Source organism: Leucothrix mucor DSM 2157 (genome assembly GCF_000419525.1).
Lineage (GTDB): Bacteria > Pseudomonadota > Gammaproteobacteria > Thiotrichales > Thiotrichaceae > Leucothrix > Leucothrix mucor.
On the sequence record NZ_ATTE01000001.1, the window covers coordinates 4,121,430 to 4,143,720 of the forward strand.

General features: G+C 48.0%; 20 protein-coding genes. 5 read left to right on the forward strand and 15 right to left on the reverse strand.

The features are described 5' to 3' along the window. Positions 1-56 precede the first annotated feature (56 nt). Positions 57-1,313, reverse strand: coding sequence for a transcription termination factor Rho (rho, locus tag LEUMU_RS0118745; RefSeq protein WP_022953841.1), 1,257 nt, complete (start codon positions 1,311-1,313; stop codon positions 57-59). Between the two features lie 246 nt (positions 1,314-1,559). Continuing rightward, on the reverse strand, positions 1,560-1,880 hold the full coding sequence (trxA, locus tag LEUMU_RS0118750) for a thioredoxin TrxA (protein WP_026744928.1): 321 nt from the start codon (positions 1,878-1,880) through the stop codon (positions 1,560-1,562). A 197-nt stretch (positions 1,881-2,077) separates the two neighbouring features. Here trxA and LEUMU_RS28280 point away from each other — a divergent pair, with 197 nt between their 5' ends. Continuing rightward, complete coding sequence (locus LEUMU_RS28280) at positions 2,078-2,788, forward strand: DUF3108 domain-containing protein (protein WP_022953843.1); 711 nt, start codon at positions 2,078-2,080, stop codon at positions 2,786-2,788. Position 2,789: 1 nt separating this feature from the next. On the opposite strand, the gene gorA is transcribed toward LEUMU_RS28280, so the two are convergent. Continuing rightward, entirely contained in the window at positions 2,790-4,151 is a 1,362-nt protein-coding gene (gorA, locus tag LEUMU_RS0118760) for a glutathione-disulfide reductase (RefSeq protein WP_022953844.1), read from the reverse strand. 93 nt (positions 4,152-4,244) lie between these two features. Next, a complete protein-coding gene (locus LEUMU_RS0118765; protein ID WP_022953845.1) occupies positions 4,245-4,979 on the reverse strand; it encodes a glutathione peroxidase in 735 nt (244 codons plus the stop codon). 125 nt (positions 4,980-5,104) lie between these two features. Here LEUMU_RS0118765 and LEUMU_RS26815 point away from each other — a divergent pair, with 125 nt between their 5' ends. Further along, complete coding sequence (locus LEUMU_RS26815) at positions 5,105-6,022, forward strand: hydrogen peroxide-inducible genes activator (RefSeq protein ID WP_022953846.1); 918 nt, start codon at positions 5,105-5,107, stop codon at positions 6,020-6,022. A 134-nt stretch (positions 6,023-6,156) separates the two neighbouring features. Beyond that, entirely contained in the window at positions 6,157-7,320 is a 1,164-nt protein-coding gene (locus tag LEUMU_RS26820; RefSeq protein WP_022953847.1) for a glycosyltransferase, read from the forward strand. A gap of 52 nt (positions 7,321-7,372) precedes the next feature. Here the strand turns inward: LEUMU_RS26820 and LEUMU_RS0118780 are convergent, their stop codons facing one another. The 9 genes from LEUMU_RS0118780 to LEUMU_RS28285 all read right to left on the reverse strand — a co-directional run bounded on the left by LEUMU_RS0118780 (position 7,373) and on the right by LEUMU_RS28285 (position 16,923). Further along, complete coding sequence (locus LEUMU_RS0118780) at positions 7,373-7,990, reverse strand: DUF1131 family protein (protein ID WP_022953848.1); 618 nt, start codon at positions 7,988-7,990, stop codon at positions 7,373-7,375. A 110-nt stretch (positions 7,991-8,100) separates the two neighbouring features. Then, positions 8,101-9,402: a ribosome rescue GTPase HflX gene (gene hflX, locus LEUMU_RS0118785; protein WP_022953849.1), complete on the reverse strand. Its 1,302-nt coding sequence runs from the start codon at positions 9,400-9,402 to the stop codon at positions 8,101-8,103. An 81-nt stretch (positions 9,403-9,483) separates the two neighbouring features. Beyond that, positions 9,484-9,717: an RNA chaperone Hfq gene (gene hfq / locus LEUMU_RS0118790; RefSeq protein ID WP_026744930.1), complete on the reverse strand. Its 234-nt coding sequence runs from the start codon at positions 9,715-9,717 to the stop codon at positions 9,484-9,486. Positions 9,718-9,924: 207 nt separating this feature from the next. Next, positions 9,925-10,872 carry a tRNA (adenosine(37)-N6)-dimethylallyltransferase MiaA gene (miaA, locus tag LEUMU_RS0118795; RefSeq protein WP_022953850.1) on the reverse strand — a complete coding sequence of 316 codons (948 nt, stop codon included), beginning with the start codon at positions 10,870-10,872 and terminating at the stop codon, positions 9,925-9,927. 1 nt (position 10,873) lies between these two features. Continuing rightward, a complete protein-coding gene (mutL, locus tag LEUMU_RS0118800; protein WP_022953851.1) occupies positions 10,874-12,763 on the reverse strand; it encodes a DNA mismatch repair endonuclease MutL in 1,890 nt (629 codons plus the stop codon). Between the two features lie 10 nt (positions 12,764-12,773). Next, on the reverse strand, positions 12,774-13,733 hold the full coding sequence (ftsX, locus tag LEUMU_RS0118805) for a permease-like cell division protein FtsX (RefSeq protein ID WP_022953852.1): 960 nt from the start codon (positions 13,731-13,733) through the stop codon (positions 12,774-12,776). Positions 13,734-13,740: 7 nt separating this feature from the next. Next, positions 13,741-14,391 carry a cell division ATP-binding protein FtsE gene (ftsE, locus tag LEUMU_RS0118810; RefSeq protein ID WP_022953853.1) on the reverse strand — a complete coding sequence of 217 codons (651 nt, stop codon included), beginning with the start codon at positions 14,389-14,391 and terminating at the stop codon, positions 13,741-13,743. A 499-nt stretch (positions 14,392-14,890) separates the two neighbouring features. Continuing rightward, the gene (gene nadC / locus LEUMU_RS0118815) at positions 14,891-15,721 is read right to left on the reverse strand and encodes a carboxylating nicotinate-nucleotide diphosphorylase (protein ID WP_022953854.1); all 831 of its coding nucleotides are present in this window, start codon (positions 15,719-15,721) and stop codon (positions 14,891-14,893) included. A 26-nt stretch (positions 15,722-15,747) separates the two neighbouring features. Further along, positions 15,748-16,923 (reverse strand): c-type cytochrome, encoded by a 1,176-nt coding sequence (locus LEUMU_RS28285; protein ID WP_022953855.1) that lies wholly within the window; start codon positions 16,921-16,923, stop codon positions 15,748-15,750. 268 nt (positions 16,924-17,191) lie between these two features. Between LEUMU_RS28285 and rapA the strand changes: the two genes are divergently transcribed. Together rapA and LEUMU_RS26830 are read left to right on the forward strand one after the other, a co-directional pair. Then, positions 17,192-20,038 carry an RNA polymerase-associated protein RapA gene (gene rapA / locus LEUMU_RS0118825; RefSeq protein ID WP_022953856.1) on the forward strand — a complete coding sequence of 949 codons (2,847 nt, stop codon included), beginning with the start codon at positions 17,192-17,194 and terminating at the stop codon, positions 20,036-20,038. Beyond that, positions 20,035-20,952, forward strand: a complete 918-nt coding sequence (locus tag LEUMU_RS26830) for an alpha/beta hydrolase (RefSeq protein WP_022953857.1) — start codon at positions 20,035-20,037, stop codon at positions 20,950-20,952. The genes rapA and LEUMU_RS26830 overlap by 4 nt, the downstream gene beginning before the upstream one ends. A gap of 32 nt (positions 20,953-20,984) precedes the next feature. Here LEUMU_RS26830 and LEUMU_RS0118835 read toward each other — a convergent pair whose 3' ends face one another. Next, positions 20,985-21,929 (reverse strand): flavin reductase, encoded by a 945-nt coding sequence (locus LEUMU_RS0118835; protein ID WP_022953858.1) that lies wholly within the window; start codon positions 21,927-21,929, stop codon positions 20,985-20,987. A gap of 58 nt (positions 21,930-21,987) precedes the next feature. Continuing rightward, positions 21,988-22,212 (reverse strand): hypothetical protein, encoded by a 225-nt coding sequence (locus LEUMU_RS28835; protein WP_157474394.1) that lies wholly within the window; start codon positions 22,210-22,212, stop codon positions 21,988-21,990. Between the last annotated feature and the right edge of the window lie 79 nt (positions 22,213-22,291).

Consider the following 22,291-nt stretch of genomic DNA (forward strand, 5'->3'; position numbering starts at 1 on the left):
AAAAGCCTGCGGATGTTGGTCCGCAGGCTTTCTAAAGCAGAATGTCTTAAAGCGTTTTAGCGCTTCATTGAAGCAAAGAACTCTTCGTTGGTTGCGGTTGATTGCAAACGATCGAATAAGAACTCCATTGCTTCCACATCTTCCATTGGGTGCAGGAATTTGCGCAAGATCCAAAGAGCTTGCAGCTCTTCTTCGCTAACCAAGATTTCTTCGCGACGTGTACCAGAGCGATTGATATTGATTGCAGGGAAGACGCGCTTCTCCGCAATTTTACGGTCCAGATGGATTTCAGAGTTACCCGTACCCTTAAACTCTTCGTAGATAACCTCGTCCATTTTGGAGCCGGTATCGATCAGAGCTGTGGCTAAAATCGTCAGACTTCCACCTTCTTCGATGTTTCTGGCGGCACCAAAGAAACGCTTAGGGCGTTGCAATGCGTTAGCATCCACACCACCGGTCAATACTTTACCTGAGGAAGGAACAACCGTGTTGTAGGCACGAGCCAGACGGGTAATGGAATCCAGCAGGATAACAACATCCTTCTTATGCTCAACCATACGCTTGGCTTTTTCGATAACCATTTCAGCCACTTGTACGTGACGTGATGCGGGCTCATCAAAAGTCGAAGAGATAACTTCGCCATGAACCATGCGAGACATCTCGGTCACTTCCTCAGGGCGCTCATCAATCAGCAGAACGATCAGATAAGCTTCCGGATTATTCGTTGCGATACTTTGTGCAATGTTTTGCAGCATCATCGTCTTACCGGCTTTAGGAGGTGCGATGATCAGGCCACGCTGGCCTTTACCGATCGGGGCGACAATGTCGATAACCCGTGCGGTGATATCTTCTGTACTACCGTTACCACGCTCAATGCGCATGCGCTCTTTTGGGTGTAAAGGTGTCAGGTTTTCAAACAGAATCTTGTTGCGGGCATTTTCTGGCGACTCGAAGTTGATGGTATCAACTTTCAGCAGCGCAAAATAACGCTCATTGTCACGAGGAGTACGAATTTTTCCAGAGATCGTGTCACCGGTGCGCAGTCCAAAACGACGAATCTGACTTGGCGATACGTAAATGTCGTCTGCCGCTGCGATGTAGTTACTGTCAGCCGATCTCAGAAAACCAAAACCATCCTGAAGGATTTCCAGTACACCATCACCGTGAATGTCTTCCGAGTTTTTCGCTAAAGCTTTGAGTATAGCAAAGATGACATCTTGCTTGCGTGCGCGGGACATGCCGTCCACACCCAGCTCTTTGGCAATATCCAGAATTTCGGAGGGCGTTTTGTGCTTTAAGTCGGTAAGATTCATGAATAGTAGTGTTTTTAATATTGGGTAAGGTAAGGAAACCGATCAACCGTGTTCGTCAGCAGGTGACGTTGGAAGACTCGTAGTGACTCAGATAAACGATCGCAGGAGGTGCGACCTGAGAACCGGAGCCGCATCATGGCTCCAATTTAAGGGTAGGCTAGCATAGATGTAATTTTATGTCTAGTACTAAAATTAATCTTCCCTGCATCGTTTTTCGGGCAGATGCAGAGAAGAGATGACCAAAGATCAGATATTTTGATCAAGAAATGCAGTCAATTGTGATTTGCTGAGTGCGCCAACTTTCGTAGACTCCACTTCACCATTCTTAAAGAGCATCAATGTAGGGATACCACGAATGCCATATTTAGCAGGCGTATCGCGATTTTCATCAATGTTCAGTTTGGCCACTTTAATGCGATCGCCGTAGGCTTCTGCAACTTCTTCAAGCAGTGGGGCGATTGTCTTGCAAGGGCCGCACCACTCTGCCCAGTAATCAACCAATACTGGTTGGCTGCTGCTTAACACTTCACTTTCAAAGCTCTCGTCGCTCACTTCTACTATACTCACTGGGAAACCTCTATACTTTGTTTTGTGGGTCGATGTGACGGTTAAATCACGGTGGTTCCTGATGATTATCAGGTCTGTTGATAAAATATCAAGCCGAATTTATTTACACTCTATCGTACTGTCCGGTGCTTTAGGCACTTGTTTGGAACTTTGTCAGCCTCCCACAGGTCAGTTCTGGGGTCAATTAATGAGGTTTTATGATGTTGCGAAACAAAGCGTTTGTATTAAGTACGGCACTACTTTTACTCTTGAGTAATTCGGTAGCGATGGCACTTCCAAGTTCCATGACAGCAGTCTATAACGTCTACCGTGGTAGTATGTCTGTTGGTAACTTGGTTAGTTCACTTAAATACCAGGGAACACAATATCAATACCATAAATCGACTCAGGCAACCGGACTGGCAAAGCTGTTAACCGGTGCTCGCGTTGTTGAAAACTCTGACGGCACCTTTGCCGGAGACAAACTGACGCCAACGGCCTATTTATATGACGAAAAGACCCGCAGCAAGTCACGCATGGAGCGCACTAGGTTTGCCGGAAATCGTGCGACCGGTGTCTATAAAGACAAAAGCTACACCGTAACCACGCCACCGAATGTACTAGACCGTGCGTCACTAGAGCTGGCAGTTGCTCGTGACTTGCAAAACGGCGTCGCTCAGCTTTCATACCAAGTGTTTGAGCGTGGTGAAGTGAAAAATTACAGCTTTGTCCGTTTAGGTTCCGAACGCCTTAAGACCAATGCCGGTACCTTTAACACTGTTAAAGTGAAAGTAAAAAGAACCGACACCAGCCGTGAAACCATTTATTGGATGGCCGTTGAAATGGGCTACCTCCCGGCAAAAATGACACACCGGGAAGATGATGAGCTAATTACCAGTCAGGTCGCCCAATACAAAGCGATCCCTTAAATCAGCGCATTGTTACCAATTCTTCGGCACTAACAGGATGGATGGCGATCGTATCGTCGAAGTCCTGTTTAGTTGCGCCCATCCGGATGGCTACCGCAAAGCCTTGCATCATCTCATCGACGCCGGTACCAATCAGGTGGCAGCCGATAATCTTTTCTTCTTCGCCACGTACGATTAATTTCATATGTGTGCGAACTTGATGGCGTGTTAGCGAGTGATACATGGGGACGAAGTCCGTTGTGTATACTTTAACTTCATCGCCATACGCAGTACGGGCCGCTTCTTCAGTCATGCCCATGGTCGCAATCGGCGGATGAGTAAACATCACGGTCGCGATATGGTCGTAAGACATTTTGCGGTTCGGTTTGCCGCCGTATAAGCGATCACCCATACGACGACCTGCAGCAATGGCTACCGGCGTCAGCGGTGCTTTGCCGATAATGTCGCCCAGAGCGAAAATATGATTAACGTTGGTGCGTTCTTCGTCATCCACTGGAATCGTGCCATCATCATTCATGACGACGCTGGTGTTTTCCAGGCCAAGGTTTGCGGTATTTGGTTTACGTCCAACGGCCCAGATCAAGCTATCGACGTTACCAATGCTGCTGCCATCGTTATAGAACACGCTCAACTTGCCATTGTTGTGCTTTTCAACGCGTTCGATCATCGCATTGTCATTAATGAAAATGCCATCGGAATCCAGTTGACGACGCAATGCGCGACGAATCATGCTATCAAAGGTGCGCAACATGGTGCGGCCTTGATGTAATAAATGAACTTCAGAATCCAGCGAGTTCATCAGCATCGCTAGTTCCAGCGCGATATAACCACCACCAACAACCACTACTTTCTTAGGCTGACGCTCATCCAAATCGTTAAAGAATTCGTCTGAAGTGATGCCTAGCTCTGCGCCCGGCACGTGACTTGGAATCACCGGATGACCGCCTGTCGCAATCACGATGTGATCAGCAGTGTAAGTCTCGCCATCTACTTCAATAGTTTTATCATCAACAAACCGAGCAAAGCCGCGAATCAAGTCAATATTGCGTTCACTTAAGAAGCTGTCCTGATACCAGTCGTTGATATTGGCAATGTAGTTATCACGCTTAGCGACCAATTTAGTCCAGTCCAGCTTGCCGCGAGTCACTTCAAAGCCGTAGTCTTCGGCATCTTGCAGGGCATGCGCAAGACCTGCGCCATACCACATGATTTTCTTGGGTACGCAACCAACATTAACGCAGGTACCGCCTAGCTCTCCGGCTTCAATGACTGCTGTTTTTGCGCCGTATTCTGAAGCGCGCTCAACGACAGACAGGCCGCCGCTACCGGCACCAATGGCAATTAAGTCGTAATGTGTACTCATGAAATAACCCGTTTTATAATTTCAATTTATTAGATTTGCCAGTTTACCCACAAGCTGGCTGTAACAGAAGTCTCTGTTACAGCCGAGTGAGCTTTATTTATTGGCTAACCACTGTTCTAACTGTTCAGATCCACCGATCAATTGACCGTCGATAAATACCTGAGGCACGCTGCTGGCATTGGAGACTGCGCGCAATGTGCGGTCGGTGTAGTCACGGTTTAGTAGCAGTTCTTCATACTCATAACCCGCTTCTTGCAGCATTTTCTTTGCTTTTGAGCAGTATGCACAGCCTGGGCGTGTGAATACGCTAACGCTGGCAGGCACTGATTTATCCGGTGCGATGTATTCCAGCATAGTATCTGCATCAGATACTTCAAAAGGGTCGCCTGGCAGGTCTGGCTCGATGAACATTTTCTCAACGACGCCGTTGTTAACCAGCATCGAATAACGCCATGAGCGCTTTCCAAAACCGAGGTCTGCCTTGTCTACTAATAGACCCATGCCAGCGGTAAACTCGCCGTTGCCATCTGGTAAGAAAGTAATATTGTCAGCTTCCTGATCAGCACTCCATTCGTTCATTACGAACGTATCGTTAACTGAGACGCAAACAATTTCATCAATGCCGTTTTCACGGAAGGTGTTCGCCAGCTGGTTGTAACGTGGAACATGCGCTGAGGAGCACGTTGGGGTAAAGGCGCCCGGCAGAGAAAATACAATCACGCGACGGTTATCAAATACGTCGTGAGTTGTGATGTCTTGCCATTCGTTGTCCTGATAAACGCGGAATGTGACTTCTGGAATCGCTTGTCCTTCTTTGTTCTCAAACATGTTGGTACCTTATGTTGTGTGCAATTAATTGGCTCAATAATCAGCCTTATGCAGTGCATAGTAGTGATATGCGGGCAGAAGGTAAAATGGATTGTGTAAATTGAAACATCCTATAAAATGAAACGATGAATTTACCGACGATTAAGCAGTTGCGTTACTTTGTTGCACTTGAGGAAAATGAGCATTTTGGCAAGGCCGCCGAGTCTTGTTTTGTCTCGCAGTCCGCCTTTAGTGTCGCCATTAAAGAGCTGGAAACGCACCTTGGCGCGCAGCTAGTCGACCGCACGAATAAGAACGTAACCATTACCCGTGTCGGGCGTGAGGTGGCTAACCACGCACGTCATTGCTTGCGGGATATTGAATATCTGGCGGAAGTGGCACGCAGTAATGAGGAATGCTTATCTGGCCGCTTGAATATGGGTGTGATTCCAACCATTGCGCCGTTTATATTGCCTAGTTTGATGCCACGCTTACGGGAGTCCTATCCCGACCTGCAGCTCTATTTGCGTGAAGACACCACGCAGGCTATTTACACCCGGCTAATGGCTGGTGAGTTAGATGTGATCTTGCTGGCCTTGCCATATAAGCTCAGTAATATTGAAACTTGTAGCTTGTTCAAAGATCAGTTTTTACTGGCATGCCATAAAAGCACTCACTTTTTAGATCCTAAAAAATACGACTTCGACTCATTGCCGGATGAAAGCGTATTGCTGCTGGAAGATGGTCATTGTCTGCGTGATCATGCCTTGTCAGCCTGTAATTTGCGCAATCAGGAAACGGTTAGTCGGTTTGCTGCCAGTAGCTTGTACACGCTGGTTGAGATGGTGGATTCAGATATTGGCATTACCTACCTCACTGATATGGCAAAAGATTCCATGCTACTTAAACACACGGATATCAAAACCTATCCCATGGGAGAAAATAGCTATCGGGAAGTGGGTTTGGCATGGCGCAAGGGGAGTGCGCGCAGCGAAGAGTTTAAAATGTTGGGTGAGGCGATCATCAAAACACATCGTGAAGTGATTAAAAGTCGAGACAAGTAGTAAGTTTACTGTAGCCTGAGGTCTGCTTTTTTACAGCTGAACCCATTAAAATCGCCTCCTGTCTGCGAGGAATCGATTCTTATCCCCCTGAATGCCTATACTGGAAATAATGATAAAAATACTCGGTGTATAGCATGATTAAGCTTGCTCACATCTCCAGCGGTCTTCGGACGGGTGGAGCAGAAGTCCAATTGATGCGGATAATTGCGGCTCTGGATAAAACAAAATTTGAAATGATGGTTATTTCATTGGATCAGGAAACCTACCTTGCAGACCGCATTCGTGAGTTAGGCGTGCCGGTGCACTCTCTTTCACTCAAGCAAACCCCATTAGCGCTTTGGCGGGGTTTTCGTGTGCTGCGCGAATTCAATCCGGATGTCATTCACGGAACGATGTATGAGGGTGGTGTGTTTGGAACGATGTGTCGCCGCTTTTTACCAAAGCGTCCGCATGTGATTTGGACGGTGCATGAGCCGCTGGATCATTACGATCAGATGCCAATGCGTAAGCAGTTACAAGTAAAGCTGTGGGGTAAGCTGTCTGGCTCGCCAGAGTGCCTGATGTATGTGTCGCACCTGAATAAAGAGCAGCATGTTGATTGGGGGTTTAACAACTCTAAAGCCGTTGTTATTCCAAATGGTGTAGATACCACCCGTTTTGGCCCTGCCCGAGAGAAAGGCTTAGCGATTCGTCACTCTTTGGGGATTCCTGATGACTGCATCGTGATTGGGAAAACAGCTCGCTTTCATCAGCAAAAAAATCAACAAGGCTTCTTGCGCTCAGCAGCTATTTTAGCGGCTCAATACGACCATGTGCGATTTATGCTGGTTGGAAATAATGTGGACGAAAATAACGCTGAACTGACTGGCTTAATTGATGCGCTAGGGTTGAAAGGCAAAGTTTATATGCTGGGAAATCGGGAAGACATTCCCGAGATCGTCAACGCGTATGATATTGCTACGTTGACCTCATTAGGAGAAGCTTTCCCGCTGACACTGGGTGAGGCGATGGTATCGGGTGTACCTTGTGTGGCTACTGATGTGGGTGATGATGAGTATATTATTCAGGATACTGGTTTTGTAGTGCCGCCTAATGATGATCAGGCAATGGCAGAAGGCTGGGAAAAGATTGTGGTGATGAGTACTGAAGAGCGAATTGCGCTTGGGCAAAAAGCCCGTCAGCGCTGCTTGGATAACTTCACTCTTGAACAGCAGGTCGCGCAGCATGTTGAAATTTATGAAGCATTATACCGTGCGAATAGTCGCGCCGGTGGTGTGCTGACTGAAGCGGCTTCATAAGCCAGAATTGTTTTGTTGCCCTCCTGTATTGATCAGGAGGGCGAAGTAGTACTTATCTGGGCTTCCAGATAATGGCGTCCAACGCCCAGCCTTTCATGACATTCTCAGGCGGTAGTTCCGAACTAGGGCCATCCCATTTTCCTGCAAACAAATACAGCATATTCGTTGCGCCAAATGGCAAGCAAAGCACTTTGCCGCTTAGCTCTTCAGAGCCTGGCTGGCAGGTTGGCGGGGTTGGTTTGTCGCGAGTATAAATATCACTGAACAAGGTACCAATGCGGTGGTTCAGGCTATTGCTAATGATGTTATCTTCAACCATGACCGAGTAGATCGACTTTAGATCTGCCGTTGGGTTAATGGTGAATAATAAGTGTGCGCCTTTAGAAACGCTGATAACAGGGTAAGATTTGCCTTCCTGAAAGTTGAGCTGTTCAACAACACTGAATTCAGGAAAAGCCACCGTCACTTTATGCATATTAAATGGCATGGATGCATTCACCGGACCAATTCCTTGGTCGGTCACCATTAGGCGGTGCGGAGTTTGTTTAGACTCAACAGCAGTCTGTGCATTTGCGCTAGCGGTAGTGATTTCATCATCAGCATCACACCCCGCAAAGACCAATAAGGTCGCGGCTAGGGTAGTGCGTAAGAATAGTTGTTTACCGGACATACTGTTTTCCCCGTGCAGGTCCATTTCGCAGACTATTCTGTCACAGTCTTAAGGTCTAAACAATCAGTGATACTTTAAAAGCCGCTTATAAGCGCTTAATAATAATCAGATTATGCGACAGCTATTTGCTCAAAGCTTAGCTCTTCTTTGCGAAGTAAGCTTTCAAGACGGCGCTTGGTAATCGAGACAGAGAGTAAGTATTCGCCATTGTCGCCGGTTGTTTCATTGGTGACCGCATCTTCTTTGTACAAGCTTGCCCGTAACCGCGCGAGGCTTGCTGGAAGCTTTAAGTCGCCAACAAATACCTGATTACCAAATACCTTGCTAAGGACTTCCAGTAACAAGTCTGAGCCTTCACCTGACATGGCAGAGAGCCATACTCTTGCAGGTACACCATCATGCCCTTCATCCACTCTGGGTTCTTGTCCCAGTAGGTCGATTTTGTTCATGACTTCGATCTGAGGGATTGCTTCAGCACCCAGTGAGAAAATCACATCGTTAACCTGTGATTTGAACTCCTCACGCTGCTCGTCATGGCTATCCATCACATGCAAGATAAGATCGGCTTCAGTGGTTTCCTGAAGTGTTGCTCTAAATGCTGCAACCAAGTCATGCGGTAAGTCACGGATAAACCCAACCGTATCAGCCAGAATAATAGACTGCTGATTTTGCAGATCGATCCGCCGCAAAGTTGGGTCTAGCGTCGCGAATAACTGATCTGCTGCGTAAACTTCTGAAGTGGTCAGTTGATTAAACAGGGTCGATTTTCCGGCATTGGTGTAACCAACCAGTGAAACCGTTGGTATCTCTGCCTTTTTACGCGACTGGCGACCTTGCTCACGCTGTTTGTTTACTTTAGCCAAGCGCTTATTGATTTGCTTTATGCGAATCGAGATCAAGCGACGGTCAGTTTCAAGCTGGGTTTCACCCGGCCCACGCATACCGATACCACCTTTCTGACGCTCAAGGTGAGTCCAACCGCGAATCAGTCGAGTCGACATGTGCTTAAGCTGAGCCAGCTCAACCTGAAGTTTACCTTCGTGGGAGCGGGCACGTTGAGCAAATATATCCAGAATTAAACCCGTGCGATCCATCACCCGGCATTGCAAGGTTTTTTCCAGATTGCGCTCTTGAGCAGGGCTTAAGTCATGATCGAAAATAACGACATCGGGCTCGTGGATTTTGACAAGCTGCTGAATTTCTTCAGCTTTGCCACTACCAACAAAGTGCCTGGAGTCGGGGGATTTTCGATTGCTTTTAAGAAAAGCAAGCTCAGTAGCACCAGCAGAGCGAACGAGTTCTTTGAACTCGTGCTCATCTCGCTGCTCACCGAGTGCGCTGAAGTTAATTTGCACCAATACGGCGGTATCCAGTTTGGATTCGCCATGTTTAGGGATATCAAATAATTCCAATTGCTATTCGCTTCTAACGTGATGGCCAGCGATCAAGACAGCGCCGACGGACATCCGTTGCAGTAGAGGGTTTCTCAATGCTTATTCTGATTCTTCGATATTGAGTTTAATCGGACGTGAAGGAACGATTGTAGAGATGGCGTGTTTGTAAACCAATTGGCTTACCGCATTGCCTAGAAGAACAACAAATTGATCAAATGATTCAACGTGTCCTTGTAGTTTAATTCCATTTACCAAGTATATGGCAACTGGTATTCTTTCCTTTCGCAGCGCATTTAGGAAGGGCTCTTGTAGCATGTGTCCTTTAGACGACATGTTATTCTCCTTAATTCTTTTAGGTTGTGGTTATTGCTATATTTTATTTACGTTGCTTGCAACATTATGCCCAATCATCATAAAAGTCCTGATGTACTCATCAAGCGTCCTATTTACTACTATCAAGCATTTGCGCGTCCTCGCACACAAACGGATAATACCAGTATATGCATCTGAACTGAAAGTACATTTCGCCATAAGGCCGCTCTAGTCCGACAAAAAATCATCAATTTTAGCTTTAATCAATGATATGTCGTACTTGAGAGTATCAAACGATGAGATTCCTTTCTCAGACCGCAACCAAGTCAGCTGCCGCTTTGCCAGCTGTCTCGTCGCCACGATAGCACGATTCTGCATTTCGTTAAAGTCAGTATTCCCAGCCAAGTAATCCCACGCCTGACGGTATCCAACAGAGCGAATTGACGGTAGTTTTTCATGTAAGTCGCCCCGTTCATACAAGGCTTTCACTTCATCGAGGAAGCCGGCTTTTAACATCAGTTCAAAGCGCAATGCGGCGCGTTGTCTGAGCCATTCCCTATCTGATGGAATCAATGCCAGCTTAAGTACTCGATACTCCAGTGCATCGGCTTTGGCTTTATTATGATGCTCAGTTAACGTCAGGCCGGTTAATTGATGAACTTCTAAAGCGCGTTGTAGGCGCTGTGGATCATTTGGGTGGATACGGGCTGCAGCAACCGGATCAATAAGTGTCAGTCGATCATGTAGGGCTTGCCAGCCATGTGTTTCGGCTTCTTGGGTGAGTGCTGCGCGTATGTCAGGGTCGGCATCAGGCATGTCAGCTAAGCCATTTTCCAAAGCACGAAAATAGAGCATGGTGCCGCCAACCAAGACCGGAATCTTGCCCGCTTCGGTAATGGCTTTCATTTCAGCCAAAGCATCTCTTCTAAACTCGGCAACAGAGTAACTTTCTGAAGGGTCTAAAAAGCTAATCAAGCGATGAGGCGCTCGTTCCAGTGTGGCATCATCAGGCTTAGCGGTGCCGATATCCATGTCTTTGTAGATTTGGGCCGAGTCGACACCAATTAACTCAAAGGGGTAGTTGTCACAAAGGTCGATTGCTAAATCGGTTTTGCCCGATGCGGTAGGGCCCATAATAAAAATAGCCGGTGGCAAGGCTGACTTGTCTGATGGCATCTTATTGTCCCCGCATAAACAGTTTGTCCAGCTGGTCGAGACTGAGCTGGGTCCAGGTTGGGCGGCCATGGTTACACTGCCCGCTGCGCTCTGTGCGCTCCATATCCCGTAATAACGAATTCATTTCAGGAACAGTCAGGCGATGGTTGGCGCGAACTGAGCCGTGGCAGGCCATGGTCGATAAAATTTCGTTCATGGCTTGTTGAATGCGCTCACTGCTGCCGTGGGTGAGGAGGTCGGATAATACATCACGAACTAGGCTTTCCACGTCCGAGCTTTTCAGTAGGCTAGGCACTGCTCGAATGGTCAATTTTTCAGGCGATAAGCGATCCAGCGTAAAGCCTAGCTTCTGGAAAGTGCCGTTATGTATATCGGCGCAATCGGCTTCTTTTTTGCTGACTGAAATAGCCATTGGTACCAGCAAGGGCTGAGAGCGAATGCTATCTGCCGCCATGCTGCGTTTCAGGTATTCGTAAGTGATGCGCTCGTGTGCGGCGTGCATATCGACAATAATCAGTCCGTGAGCATTTTGCGACAGGATAAAAATACCGTGTAACTGCGCCACTGCAAAACCAAGAGGTGGTACTTCGCCCGTTTCAGCAGGATTGGTTTGTACCGGCATGGAGAAACGGTTATCAGGAGCTGCTCCGCTGCCAGGCAAAGTTGTTGCGGAATTTATATTGTAGCTCGCACTTTGAGGCTGCTGTGACTGCGCAGAATCGTTACTGACTTGCTCAGGGTTGCCATGCAAGCGTCGGTATAGATCAACTTGCTCGCGCACTGGAATATGCAGCGGCTGTTGCTCTGAGAGTGAGGAGTACTGAGTGGTCGCAGTCGCTAAGCTCTCAATGCTATTGGCTGGCGCCGGTTGGTCAGCAAGTTGGTCTTTAGGGCGTAGGTCGGCCAAGGTTTTATGTAGGCTTCGATATAAAAAGCCATGGACCAGGCTGGACTCTCTAAACCGAACTTCATGTTTAGTAGGGTGCGCATTTACATCCACTTTGGTCGGGTCAATTTCCAGAAATAGCACATAAGCGGGATGGCGGCCGTGATACAGCACATCCTGATACGCTTGGCGTACCGCATGAGTCACTACGCGATCTCGCACAATACGTTGGTTTACGTAAAAGTATTGTAGGTCTGCCTGAGAGCGCGAAAAAGTCGGCAAACCAATCCAGCCACTTAATCGCAAGCCAGCGCCTTCATGTTCCACGCGAATGGATTGCTCAGTAAAAGCAGGCCCACAAATTTCAGCAATGCGCCGTTCTGCCATTTCCAGAGTAGTTGCCGGACGCAAATTCAACACAGCTTTTTGATTGTGGCGTAGCGTAAAGCCCGTTTCAAAGCGGCTTAGTGCCATCTTCTTTACGACGTCTTCTAAGTGGCGAAACTCGGTGTTTTCCGTTTTTAGGAATTTACGGCGGGCAGGGACATTGAAGAACAAATCCCGGACATCAATGGTGGTACCCACTGTTTGTGCAGAAGGCTCCGGCTCATCAAAGATTTCCTGTCCGCTACCTTGGAGTTGCCATGCTTGGTCTGCGCTTTCATGTCTGGAGCTAACGGTCAGGCGGGAGATTGATGCGATACTCGGTAACGCTTCACCACGAAAACCGAAGGATAGAACGCTTTCGAGGTCATCGAGTGATGCAATTTTACTGGTGGCATGGCGGCTCAGCGCCAAAGCGAGATCATCTTTCTCAATTCCGCGACCATTATCCCGAACCCGAATACGTTTGACGCCACCTTGTTCGATATCAATATCAATCTGCGTTGCGCCAGCATCCAGCGCATTTTCTAATAACTCTTTAATGGCAGACGCGGGGCGCTCTACCACCTCACCGGCGGCGATTTGATTAATCAGGTGAGGCGGGAGCTGCTTGATAATCATAATTCGGAGATCAGGTTTCCTGTGTCAGTTGACGACTCAAATGTTGGCTTACGGCAATCCATGCGCCTAATAGGCCGAGTAGGCTACTACTAATCAGAATCACTAACGTAACCGATGCACCAAGCCCGGTAACAGAGTAAGCCCCACCATACAGTGCGGCCAAATTACCAACTGGCCGGATCAAAAACAGGAGCGCAGAATGCACAATTACTAAGCTTAGCACACCTCCAAATAAGCCATACCAAACACCCCCATACAAGAAGGGGCGTCGAATGTAGGCGGAGGTTGCACCAACCAGTTGTGAGACTTCAATCTCTTCCCGGCGATTCTCGATATTCAGGCGAATGGTATTACCGACGACCAAGAGCACCGTCATGCCAAGTAGCACGGCAACAACCAATACCACTCGCTCGGCAATATGCAAAATAGCCCGTAAGCGTTGCACCCACTCAATATCCATTTGCACAAAATCGACTTCCGGATAATTCTCCAGTCGACGTGCTAAATCCTCAAGATCTACGCCCGGATCACCAAATAAGTTCATGCGCGGCGTAACGACTAATACGTGTGGAAGTGGATTCTCTCCAACCGTATCAATCATTTCCTGAACACCAGAAATTTGCTGCATGCGCTTGAGGCCATCATCCTTGTTGATGAGTTTGACGTTCTCAATATCTTTAATCTCGGAAATCAGCTCGGCGCGATCCTGTGCTTGCTGTGCGGTGATATTCTGATTAATAAACACCGAGATGGTTGGCACTTCGCGCTTGTCATCCGTCAGTGTTTTCAGGTTATCCAGCAAAATATACAAGCCGGCAGGCAGGGATAATGCAATCGCAATCGCGGCCAGTGTAATCCAGGTCGAGAGGGTGTTTTGCCAGAGGTGTGCAAGGCTATAACGAAACGCCTGCTGATGCTGACTAAAGCGGCTGCGAAGCGGTGAGGTTGCCTGATTCGTGGAGTTGCTCATTGCGTGCTCACCTGCTTTTTATTTTCTGTAGGGAGATAATACGTTTGCCCATGCTTTCAATCAGCGGTTGATCGTGGCTGGCAATTAGTATCGTTGCGCCCAAATCATTAAACTGACGGAATGTTTGCATAATGTCGCTGGCAAGTCCCGGATCAAGGTTACCGGTTGGCTCATCGGCAAGAATTATGCTGGGCTTATTAACCACCGCACGCGCAATACCAACCCGCTGCTTTTCCCCGGCAGACAGCATCATCGGATAATCTAGCTCCTTAGCCATCAGATTCACTTTATCTAATGCAGCATGCACGCGGCGCGTAATATCCGCCTGACGCATACCCGAAATCATCAGCGGTAAGGCCACATTGTCAAAAATATTGCGATCAGAAAGCAGGTGGTGATCCTGAAAAATCACACCGATGCTACGCCGGTAGTTGGCAATCTGATTACGCTTAAGCTGTCCGATGTCGAAATTATCGACCAGTACTTTGCCGCGCGTTGGCCGATCCAGTAGCGCAATGAGTTTTAATAGTGTGCTCTTTCCCGCGCCGGAGTGTCCGGTCAGGAAGGCCATTTCACCCTTGTGTAATTTCAAATTGACGTTGTAGAGTGCAATCTGTCCTGTTGGGTATTTTTTACTTACATCCTGCAGTTCGATCATGCAACCTTGCCCATGGGTTCCCCGAATAATATTAATGAGTAGTGGGGTGTCAAAAAAAGTATTGCCGATTTTACGCGTTTTAAGTGATAAAACACAATCAGGTCGAGGGTTCAGCGTAGATAAATTAATGGACCAATGGTGATTTTATTGTGCACCACACACAAAAACGCCACTTTCCGGGGGAAAAGTGGCGCTTATGAAGTGAGAAAGAGCAGATATATTATTATTAGTATCCTGATATTATTTTTATTATTGATTTAATTTTGTTAGTTATTAGCCATCAGGTTCTTTTCTGTCTCGGGTCTAGCATCTATCCATGTTGTTATTATTATTGTGTTCCTAATTAGTAGGCTGCAATCGTCGTGCCAACTTTGTGATTTTCCTAAGTGCTTGTTTTATATGAGTGTTAGAATTATGCAGAGGCTGAAATGAAAAACGGCACTGTCAGATAGTGACAGTGCCGTGTGAATATGACACAAAAAATGACAATTTGGAGTGGTCAGTGTTTAAATCGCATCGAAAGATCAATGGCGTCAATGTTCTTGGTGATCTCACCAACTGAGATCAAATCAACGCCAGTCTCAGCAATCGCACGAACCGTATCTAGGTTAACGCCGCCAGAAGCTTCCAGTGGGATTTTCTTGGGGTTGTTCTCAACCGCTTGGCGCATCGTATCCAGATCAAACTCATCCAACATAATGATATCCGCGTCTGCCGCACAGGCTTCTTCAAACTCAGCCAGTGTTTCGGTTTCCACTTCAATTTTCACATTAGGGTGCAGTTTGCGGGCAGTTTCGATGGCTTTGGTAATCGAACCAGCCGCCATGATGTGATTCTCTTTAATCAGAATCATGTCATAAAGACCAACGCGATGATTCTTACCACCACCACAAGTCACCGCATATTTCTGTGCTAAACGAAAAGCAGGAAGTGTTTTGCGGGTATCCAGAATGCGCGCTTTGGTGTCAGCCAATAACTGAACGTAACGATTGGTCTGAGTTGCCGTGGCAGATAAAGTCTGCACGAAGTTAAGCGCAGCACGCTCGCCCGTTAATAAAGAGCGGGCAGGGCCGTGTAAGGAGCAAATAATGGCATCAGGAGGAACGTGATCGCCATCTTCAAAGTGCCATTCGACAATGACTTTTAAATCAACTTGCCTGAACACCTCATTAAACCAAGCACGTCCGGAAAGCACGGCCGCTTCCCGACAAATAACGGTGGCTTCTGCCATGGTATCTGCTGCAATGAGATCAGCAGTGAGATCACCGTCACCCACGTCTTCACGCAGTGCCAGTTGTACCATAAACGTTATATTGTCGGTCAGCGTCATGTCTAAACTCCTTGGGTTAGCCTGTATTACTGAGCAGCGCTGATCATATAGTCAACAGCGGCTTTAATGGTGTCTTCATCTAATGACGGGTTGCCGCCTTTAGCAGGCATTGCATTTAAACCGTTAATTGAAGAAGCATAAAGCGCTTCCTGACCTTTGGCGATACGTGGTGCCCAAGCGGCTTTATCACCTAGCTTTGGAGATCCCGCTGCACCAGTATCATGACAAACGAAGCAATTAGCCGCGTAGGTCTCAATACCTGCTGCGATATTAACGACCGGTGCTGCTTCTACTGCGCTGGTTACTTCAGGGGCTGCGGCTGCTGGTTCTGGAGCTGCTGCAGGCTCTAAGCCAAGGCCAGTGCCTTCAACCATATACAGAATGGCTGCACGAATCTCTTCATCCGTAATTGCAGGGTTGCCGCCACGAGCTGGCATTGCGCCTTTGCCATTGATCGCTGAGGTCACAAGTGCATCCAGACCAACTGCTGCACGTGGCTCCCAGTCAGCTTTGTCGTGAAGTTTTGGAGAGCCTAGTAGTCCCGTCGTGTGACAAGCAACGCATGCTTTGCCATAAACCTCTTCACCTGAAGGGCCTGCCACTGCTGCTACGACGGCAGGAGCTGCTTCCTGAGCCGCTACCGCCGCAACTTCAGTGCTAGCCGCAGGTGCTTCTGTCGCTGCTGCTGGAGCCGCTTCCGCGCTAGTTGCACCAGCGGGTGCGTCCATATCCAAGCCAGTGTCCTTAGTCATGTGTAGGATTGCAGAGCGAATTTCTGCATCGGTAACACTAGGATCACCACCACGGGCTGGCATTGAGCCTTTTCCGTTAATTGCTGAAGTGACCAACGCTGATAATCCAGCGGCTGCACGTGGTGCCCAAGCTACTTTGTCACCAAGAGTTGGTGAGCCCAGTAACCCAGTTGCGTGACAAGCTGCGCAAACTGCTGCATAAACTTGCTCACCAGAGCGCTCAACAGGAGCAAGCGTCTTATCGACAGCCGTTACACTGCCAACTGGCTCTAATACTTTAAGCATGGCTTGTTGGAAATAGGCATCTTTAGCCTGAGTGTCAACACTGTTACTTGAAATTGTATTGCCGAGGTTGTTCACCAGAGCAAAAACAGTTAGTGCCAAGATAACGGCACCAAAAATCAACAGGTACAGTGTTATAGGTTCTTTCTTCTGGGGCTGGTGGTCCATGGTTACTCCTGATGAATTTGCACCCGGTCACAGGAAGTGACAAGGCAACAAAAGCGGATCTGCCGAATAAATAGCGTGATTATAGGTTAAACCCCGACGCGTCTCCATACTAGAAGGGGGAATAAATAGCATAACGTCTATAAAGATTTACAGGGGATGAAAAAATTACATCAATCGCAACAAATTCTCGGTTAACATTGCACTATCAGGCAGACTTGGTAAAGTTGCGCCGGAATCGAGAATAGACTAAAGAGAGAAGTACGCCGTTATGGATTTTGTAGCAGGTCAGCGTTGGGTCAGTCATACCGAAGCGCAGTTAGGATTAGGTATTGTCTCATCGGTTGCCGACCGACTCATTACCGTGAGCTTTCCGGCAGTAGAAGAAGAGCGCTCTTATGCCGCTAAAAGTGCGCCACTTAGCCGGGTAATCTATAAAGTCGGTGATGAAATTGCCACGCAAGACGGCAAACAGCTGATTATAGAAGAAATATTAGAAAATAACGGCCTGCTAATCTACTTCGCCTCTGATACCGCTGGCGAGTCGCACATCGTTCCGGAATTGCAGTTGGATTGCTTTGTTCAGTTCACCTCTCCATTACAGCGTTTGTTTAGCAGCCAGCTAGATAGCGGTGATGTGTTCCAGCTACGCGTTAAAACACTCCATCAAAAACACCGATTGCAGCAATCTGGCGTCACCGGTTTACTCGGTTCGCGCACCAGTTTGCTGGCTCATCAAGTCTATATCGCCAATGAAGTGGCTCAGCGTTATGCGCCACGCGTACTGCTGGCCGACGAGGTTGGACTGGGAAAAACCATCGAAGCTGGTATGGTTATTCACCAACAATTGCAAACCGGACGCGCCAGTCGAGTCATTTTGGTGCTGCCGCCATCTTTAGTCCATCAGTGGTTGGTTGAAATGCGCCGCCGCTTTAATCTGAATTTCTCTATCTTTAATGAAGCGCGCTTAGTTGAAGATGATGAGGATGATCTGTTTGGTGGTGATCCTTTAGATATCGTCGTTCCAGATGTTAATCCGTTTGAGTCTGAGCAGTTAATCCTGTGCAGTCTGGACTTTTTGGCGCAGTCAGAACTTCGCCAACAACAAGTTCGGGATGCCGGTTTTGATCTGTTAGTTGTGGATGAAGCGCATCACCTAGAGTGGTCACCTGAGCAAGCCAGCGATGAATACCAATGTATTCAGGAGCTAGCTTCAGTAATCCCGGGCGTGTTATTGCTGACTGCAACGCCAGAGCAGTTGGGTATTGAAAGTCACTTTGCACGCCTGCGTTTGCTAGATCCATCTCGCTTCCATGACCTTGAAGCCTTCCGCAAAGAAGAAGCCGGTTATCAGGCTTTGAATGAAGTCGTGCAGCCTTTGCTGGCATTGCCTGCGGATACTGAGCTGAGTGCAGAGCAATTAGCGCCACTCAAATCCTATATTAATATTGATGCGGATCAGCCTGCACCATCAGTGTCTGGTTTGATTCGTCAATTGCTGGATCAGCACGGAACCGGTCGTGTGTTATTTCGTAATACGCGCGCTGCCATTCCTGATTTCCCAGTGCGTGAAGTGCATGGTTATCCGCTGCCAGCGCCATCGATTTATGGTGTTGAAGATTTGCAGGGTGTAGGTGGTCTGACACCAGAAGCTCAGTTCGATGAGTTGATTTGGTTAAGTAGTGACCCACGCGTTAAATGGCTGGAAGAGAAACTTAAAGCATTGCGCCCAGCTAAAGCGCTGGTGATTTGTGCGCATGCCGATACGGCTGTTGCTTTGGAAGGTTATCTGCAATTGCGTGCCGGTATTCGAAGTGCCGCTTTCTACGAAGGGCTGTCAGTGGTCGAGCGTGACCGTGCTGCGGCTTACTTCACTGATGAAGAAAATGGCGCACAAGTGCTAGTGTGTTCTGAAATCGGTAGTGAAGGTCGTAACTTCCAGTTTGCACAGCATTTGATTTTATTCGATCTGCCGCTCAATCCTGATTTGTTGGAGCAGCGTATTGGTCGACTGGATCGTATCGGCCAGAAAAATACCATTCAAATTCATGTGCCCTATTTGGAAGACAGCGCCCAAGCCGTGTTGTTCCAGTGGTATCAGGAAGGTCTGAACCAGTTCACCCAGAGCTGCGCGGTTGGTAAAGCAATTTACGAAGAATTTGAAACAGAGTTGCTGGAGCAGTTAGAGCAAGCTGATGACGCATTGCCCGATTTAATTGCTGATACCGCAAGCCACACCAATAAAATGCGTGAAATGCTGGAGCAGGGTCGCGACCGTTTGCTTGAGATTAATTCCTGTAACAAGACTGTCGCTGCTGAGCTAATTGCCAAAGTTGAAGAAGTGGAAGCACCGGAAATTCTGGACGTTTATTTGGATCAGTTCTTTGATTGCTTCAATATTGATCAGGAGTTCCACTCACAGCATGCGTTGATTTTACGACCTACTGAGCAAATGGTGAGCGAAGTATTCCCTGGCTTGAGTGATGGCGATATGACCGTCACCACTGACCGTGAATTCGCGCTAAGCCGTGAAGATATTGAATTCTTAAGCTGGGAACATCCACTGATCGAGAATGCGATCGACTCGATTATTAGTGGTGACTTGGGTAATGCGACCGTCGGCACTTTGCCGGTTAAAGGTCTACAGCCGGGCTCTTTGTTGCTGGAAGTGATCTACACGACGCGTTGTATTGCGCCGAAATCATTGCAGCTTGAAAGTAGTTTGCCACTGTCGCCAATGCGCTTGTTGCTGACGGCTAAAGGTAATGACTACGCTGACAAGATCTCTCATGAAATCATCAATGAGCGTTACGAGCGCGTAAAAAAGGCAACGGCTCAAGCCGGTATTGCGGCAATTCGTGCGGATATTGAGGCGATTGTTGAAAAAGCGGATGCGCTGGCACAGGCACGTTTACCGGCCCTAATTGAAGCGGCAACCAAAACTAACCGTGATCGTTTGGAGTCTGAAGCATCTCGTTTGCGGGCATTGCAGAAGGTGAACCCTGCGATTCGCGATGAAGAAATTGCCTACTTCACCGACCAAATTACACAAGCAGAGGAGCACCTTTCGCGGGCTACGTTAGAAATTCAGGCCGTGCGAGTGCTAATTACCACATGAATCAACAAACGCAGCAAGTCATCGAGCATCTGAAATCTATTCGTGTGCGCATGTATGAATTGCTGCGTGATTTGCCGGCGCGTCGGGCGTTAATCGAGGAGTATTTCGCGGTTGACTCGAGCACGGCAGCGTTGGAAGGCCGTTTTACAGCGGTTGATGCTGGTGGCGTTCCTGCTGAATGGGTGCTGGCTGAGAATGCCAACCCGGATTATCGGATGATTTATATTCACGGTGGCTCTTGGATTTCAGGTTCGGCAAAAGGCTATCGAGCCCTAGCATCGCGCATTTCTCGTGCAACGGGTTGTGCGGTGATGACGATTGATTACCGATTGGCTCCGGAACATCAGTTTCCGGCTGGCCTGCATGATTGCTGCGATACCTATTTGTGGATGCTGGAGAATGGTCCGAATGGCGCAAAAACTGCGGATAAAGCCATTATCTGTGGTGATTCTGCCGGCGGCAATTTAGCATTAAGTAGTGCGCTTCGCTTGCAGGATTTATCAAAGCGGATGCCGGAGGCGGTGATTGCGCTCTCTCCAGCAACAGATTTTACCGCCAGCAGTGACTCGATTAAAAGCCGTGCGGCAGTTGACCCGATTATTCATCCTGCGATTTTTGAAGCATTACAGGCGCTGTATTTGCCGCAAGGTCAGGATATCGAAGATAAGTATGTCTCGCCGTATTATGGTGACTACACGAATTTCCCGCCGCTATTACTACAGGTTGGTGATGCTGAGGTATTGCTGGATGAGTCAACGCGCTTGGCATGGCTGGCAGAGCAGCATGGCTGTGATGTGAGCTTGCAAATCTGGGATGAGATGCCACATGTATTTCAGGGCTTTGCGCCGTTTTTACCACAAGCCAACCAAGCCATTGATTGCATCGGTGATTTCGTAAAACAGCGCTTAGCCTGAAATAGTATTCGCTTAGCTAAAGCCTAAATAGATTACTTTAGGTTATCCAGTTGCTTGATGACGCTTTTCAAAGAGTCTTTTAACTGGCGACGTGCAGGCTCATCCAATTGGCTCAACACCGAATCTTCATGTTCCTTCGCAATAGTCAGCAAGTCATTCGAAAGCACCTTACCGGTGTCGGTCAGTGATGCTTTTTGCTCACCATCAAAGGCCAGATAACCTTTCTCGGCCATCCACTCCAGTAAATCACGTAGTCGGCCAACCGGCTGCAGCACTACCGGCACAATATCTTCAATGGCCATCGCGCCTTCCTGATCGCTCAGCATGGAAAGCACACGCCATTCCTCAGCGGTGATGCCATGCTCCTGCATGAACTTAGGATACAGCTGTGAGCCATAACGAGTGTGTACTTCGCGCATCAGGTACAACATAAAGTCGCCGGTAAAGCCTTCTGGCTCAACCGCAGGGCCATGCCGCATGGTTGATGGATGCTGACTTGGCACCGCATAAGCACCATGATGGAATACTAACGCCGAGCTGCTGGGGCTGTGCTTATAACTCAGTACTTCACCAACAATAATGGTGTGATCGCCGCCGTCGTAGGTTTTCCAGGTTCGGCATTCCAGTTGCGCTGCGCAACGTTCAAATAACGGGCAGCCAACCGTGCCATTACTGTATTCAATGTCTTTAAATTTATCCGTGCCGCGACTGGCAAAGCGATTCGACAGGTCAATCTGTTGATTACTAAGGATATTCACTGAGAAGTGCTCACTTTCGCGGAAGGCTTTTAAGCCGTGCGCTTCGTGGCCGATGCTCCAGAGAATCAGTGGCGGGTCGATTGATACAGAGTTAAAGCTGCTGGCTGTCATACCGACCGGGTCGCCATTTTCATCAACGGTCGTCATGACGGTGACGCCTGTAGGGAATTGGCCTAGGGCTCGGCGAAAATCTTTTGCATCAAACGCGTTTTGTGGCATTTAGCATAACCTCGTATCTGTGGTGCGGAAAGGGCCTCCGCAAGTCGCTATTCTTTAATTATATGGCATAAAGAAAGACTGTGACCAATACAAACAGACTTATTACGATTAAGGTTTTTTTAAACCAAGGGCGCAGCTCGCCGCCGGTCTCGGTTTGTTCGTGGCCACAGAGCGAGCAAAAGTATTGGATTTGGCGTGAGCGAAATAAGGTGGCGGGTGTTTCATTGAGCACTCGGGGTAGCATTTTCTTATAGCAACCGGTGCAGTTCATATGTTGGTGCATGCGCGCCTCAGAGTAATAGTGTGTTTCCTGATAGTAGCGGATGAGGCGGGTGCTGTAAGTAGTAGAAGGGAATTTTTGT

Bases quoted from the DNA above. Each gene is read 5' to 3' on its own strand.
- rho (WP_022953841.1), bottom strand. From the start codon at position 1,313: ATGAATCTTACCGACTTAAAGCACAAAACGCCCTCCGAAATTCTGGAT.
- LEUMU_RS28280 (WP_022953843.1), top strand. From the start codon at position 2,078: ATGATGTTGCGAAACAAAGCGTTTGTATTAAGTACGGCACTACTTTTA.
- gorA (WP_022953844.1), bottom strand. From the start codon at position 4,151: ATGAGTACACATTACGACTTAATTGCCATTGGTGCCGGTAGCGGCGGC.
- LEUMU_RS0118765 (WP_022953845.1), bottom strand. From the start codon at position 4,979: ATGTTTGAGAACAAAGAAGGACAAGCGATTCCAGAAGTCACATTCCGC.
- LEUMU_RS26815 (WP_022953846.1), top strand. From the start codon at position 5,105: ATGAATTTACCGACGATTAAGCAGTTGCGTTACTTTGTTGCACTTGAG.
- LEUMU_RS26820 (WP_022953847.1), top strand. From the start codon at position 6,157: ATGATTAAGCTTGCTCACATCTCCAGCGGTCTTCGGACGGGTGGAGCA.
- LEUMU_RS0118780 (WP_022953848.1), bottom strand. From the start codon at position 7,990: ATGTCCGGTAAACAACTATTCTTACGCACTACCCTAGCCGCGACCTTA.
- hfq (WP_026744930.1), bottom strand. From the start codon at position 9,717: ATGTCGTCTAAAGGACACATGCTACAAGAGCCCTTCCTAAATGCGCTG.
- miaA (WP_022953850.1), bottom strand. From the start codon at position 10,872: ATGCCATCAGACAAGTCAGCCTTGCCACCGGCTATTTTTATTATGGGC.
- mutL (WP_022953851.1), bottom strand. From the start codon at position 12,763: ATGATTATCAAGCAGCTCCCGCCTCACCTGATTAATCAAATCGCCGCC.
- ftsX (WP_022953852.1), bottom strand. From the start codon at position 13,733: ATGAGCAACTCCACGAATCAGGCAACCTCACCGCTTCGCAGCCGCTTT.
- ftsE (WP_022953853.1), bottom strand. From the start codon at position 14,391: ATGATCGAACTGCAGGATGTAAGTAAAAAATACCCAACAGGACAGATT.
- nadC (WP_022953854.1), bottom strand. From the start codon at position 15,721: ATGACGCTGACCGACAATATAACGTTTATGGTACAACTGGCACTGCGT.
- LEUMU_RS28285 (WP_022953855.1), bottom strand. From the start codon at position 16,923: ATGGACCACCAGCCCCAGAAGAAAGAACCTATAACACTGTACCTGTTG.
- rapA (WP_022953856.1), top strand. From the start codon at position 17,192: ATGGATTTTGTAGCAGGTCAGCGTTGGGTCAGTCATACCGAAGCGCAG.
- LEUMU_RS26830 (WP_022953857.1), top strand. From the start codon at position 20,035: ATGAATCAACAAACGCAGCAAGTCATCGAGCATCTGAAATCTATTCGT.
- LEUMU_RS0118835 (WP_022953858.1), bottom strand. From the start codon at position 21,929: ATGCCACAAAACGCGTTTGATGCAAAAGATTTTCGCCGAGCCCTAGGC.
- LEUMU_RS28835 (WP_157474394.1), bottom strand. From the start codon at position 22,212: ATGCACCAACATATGAACTGCACCGGTTGCTATAAGAAAATGCTACCC.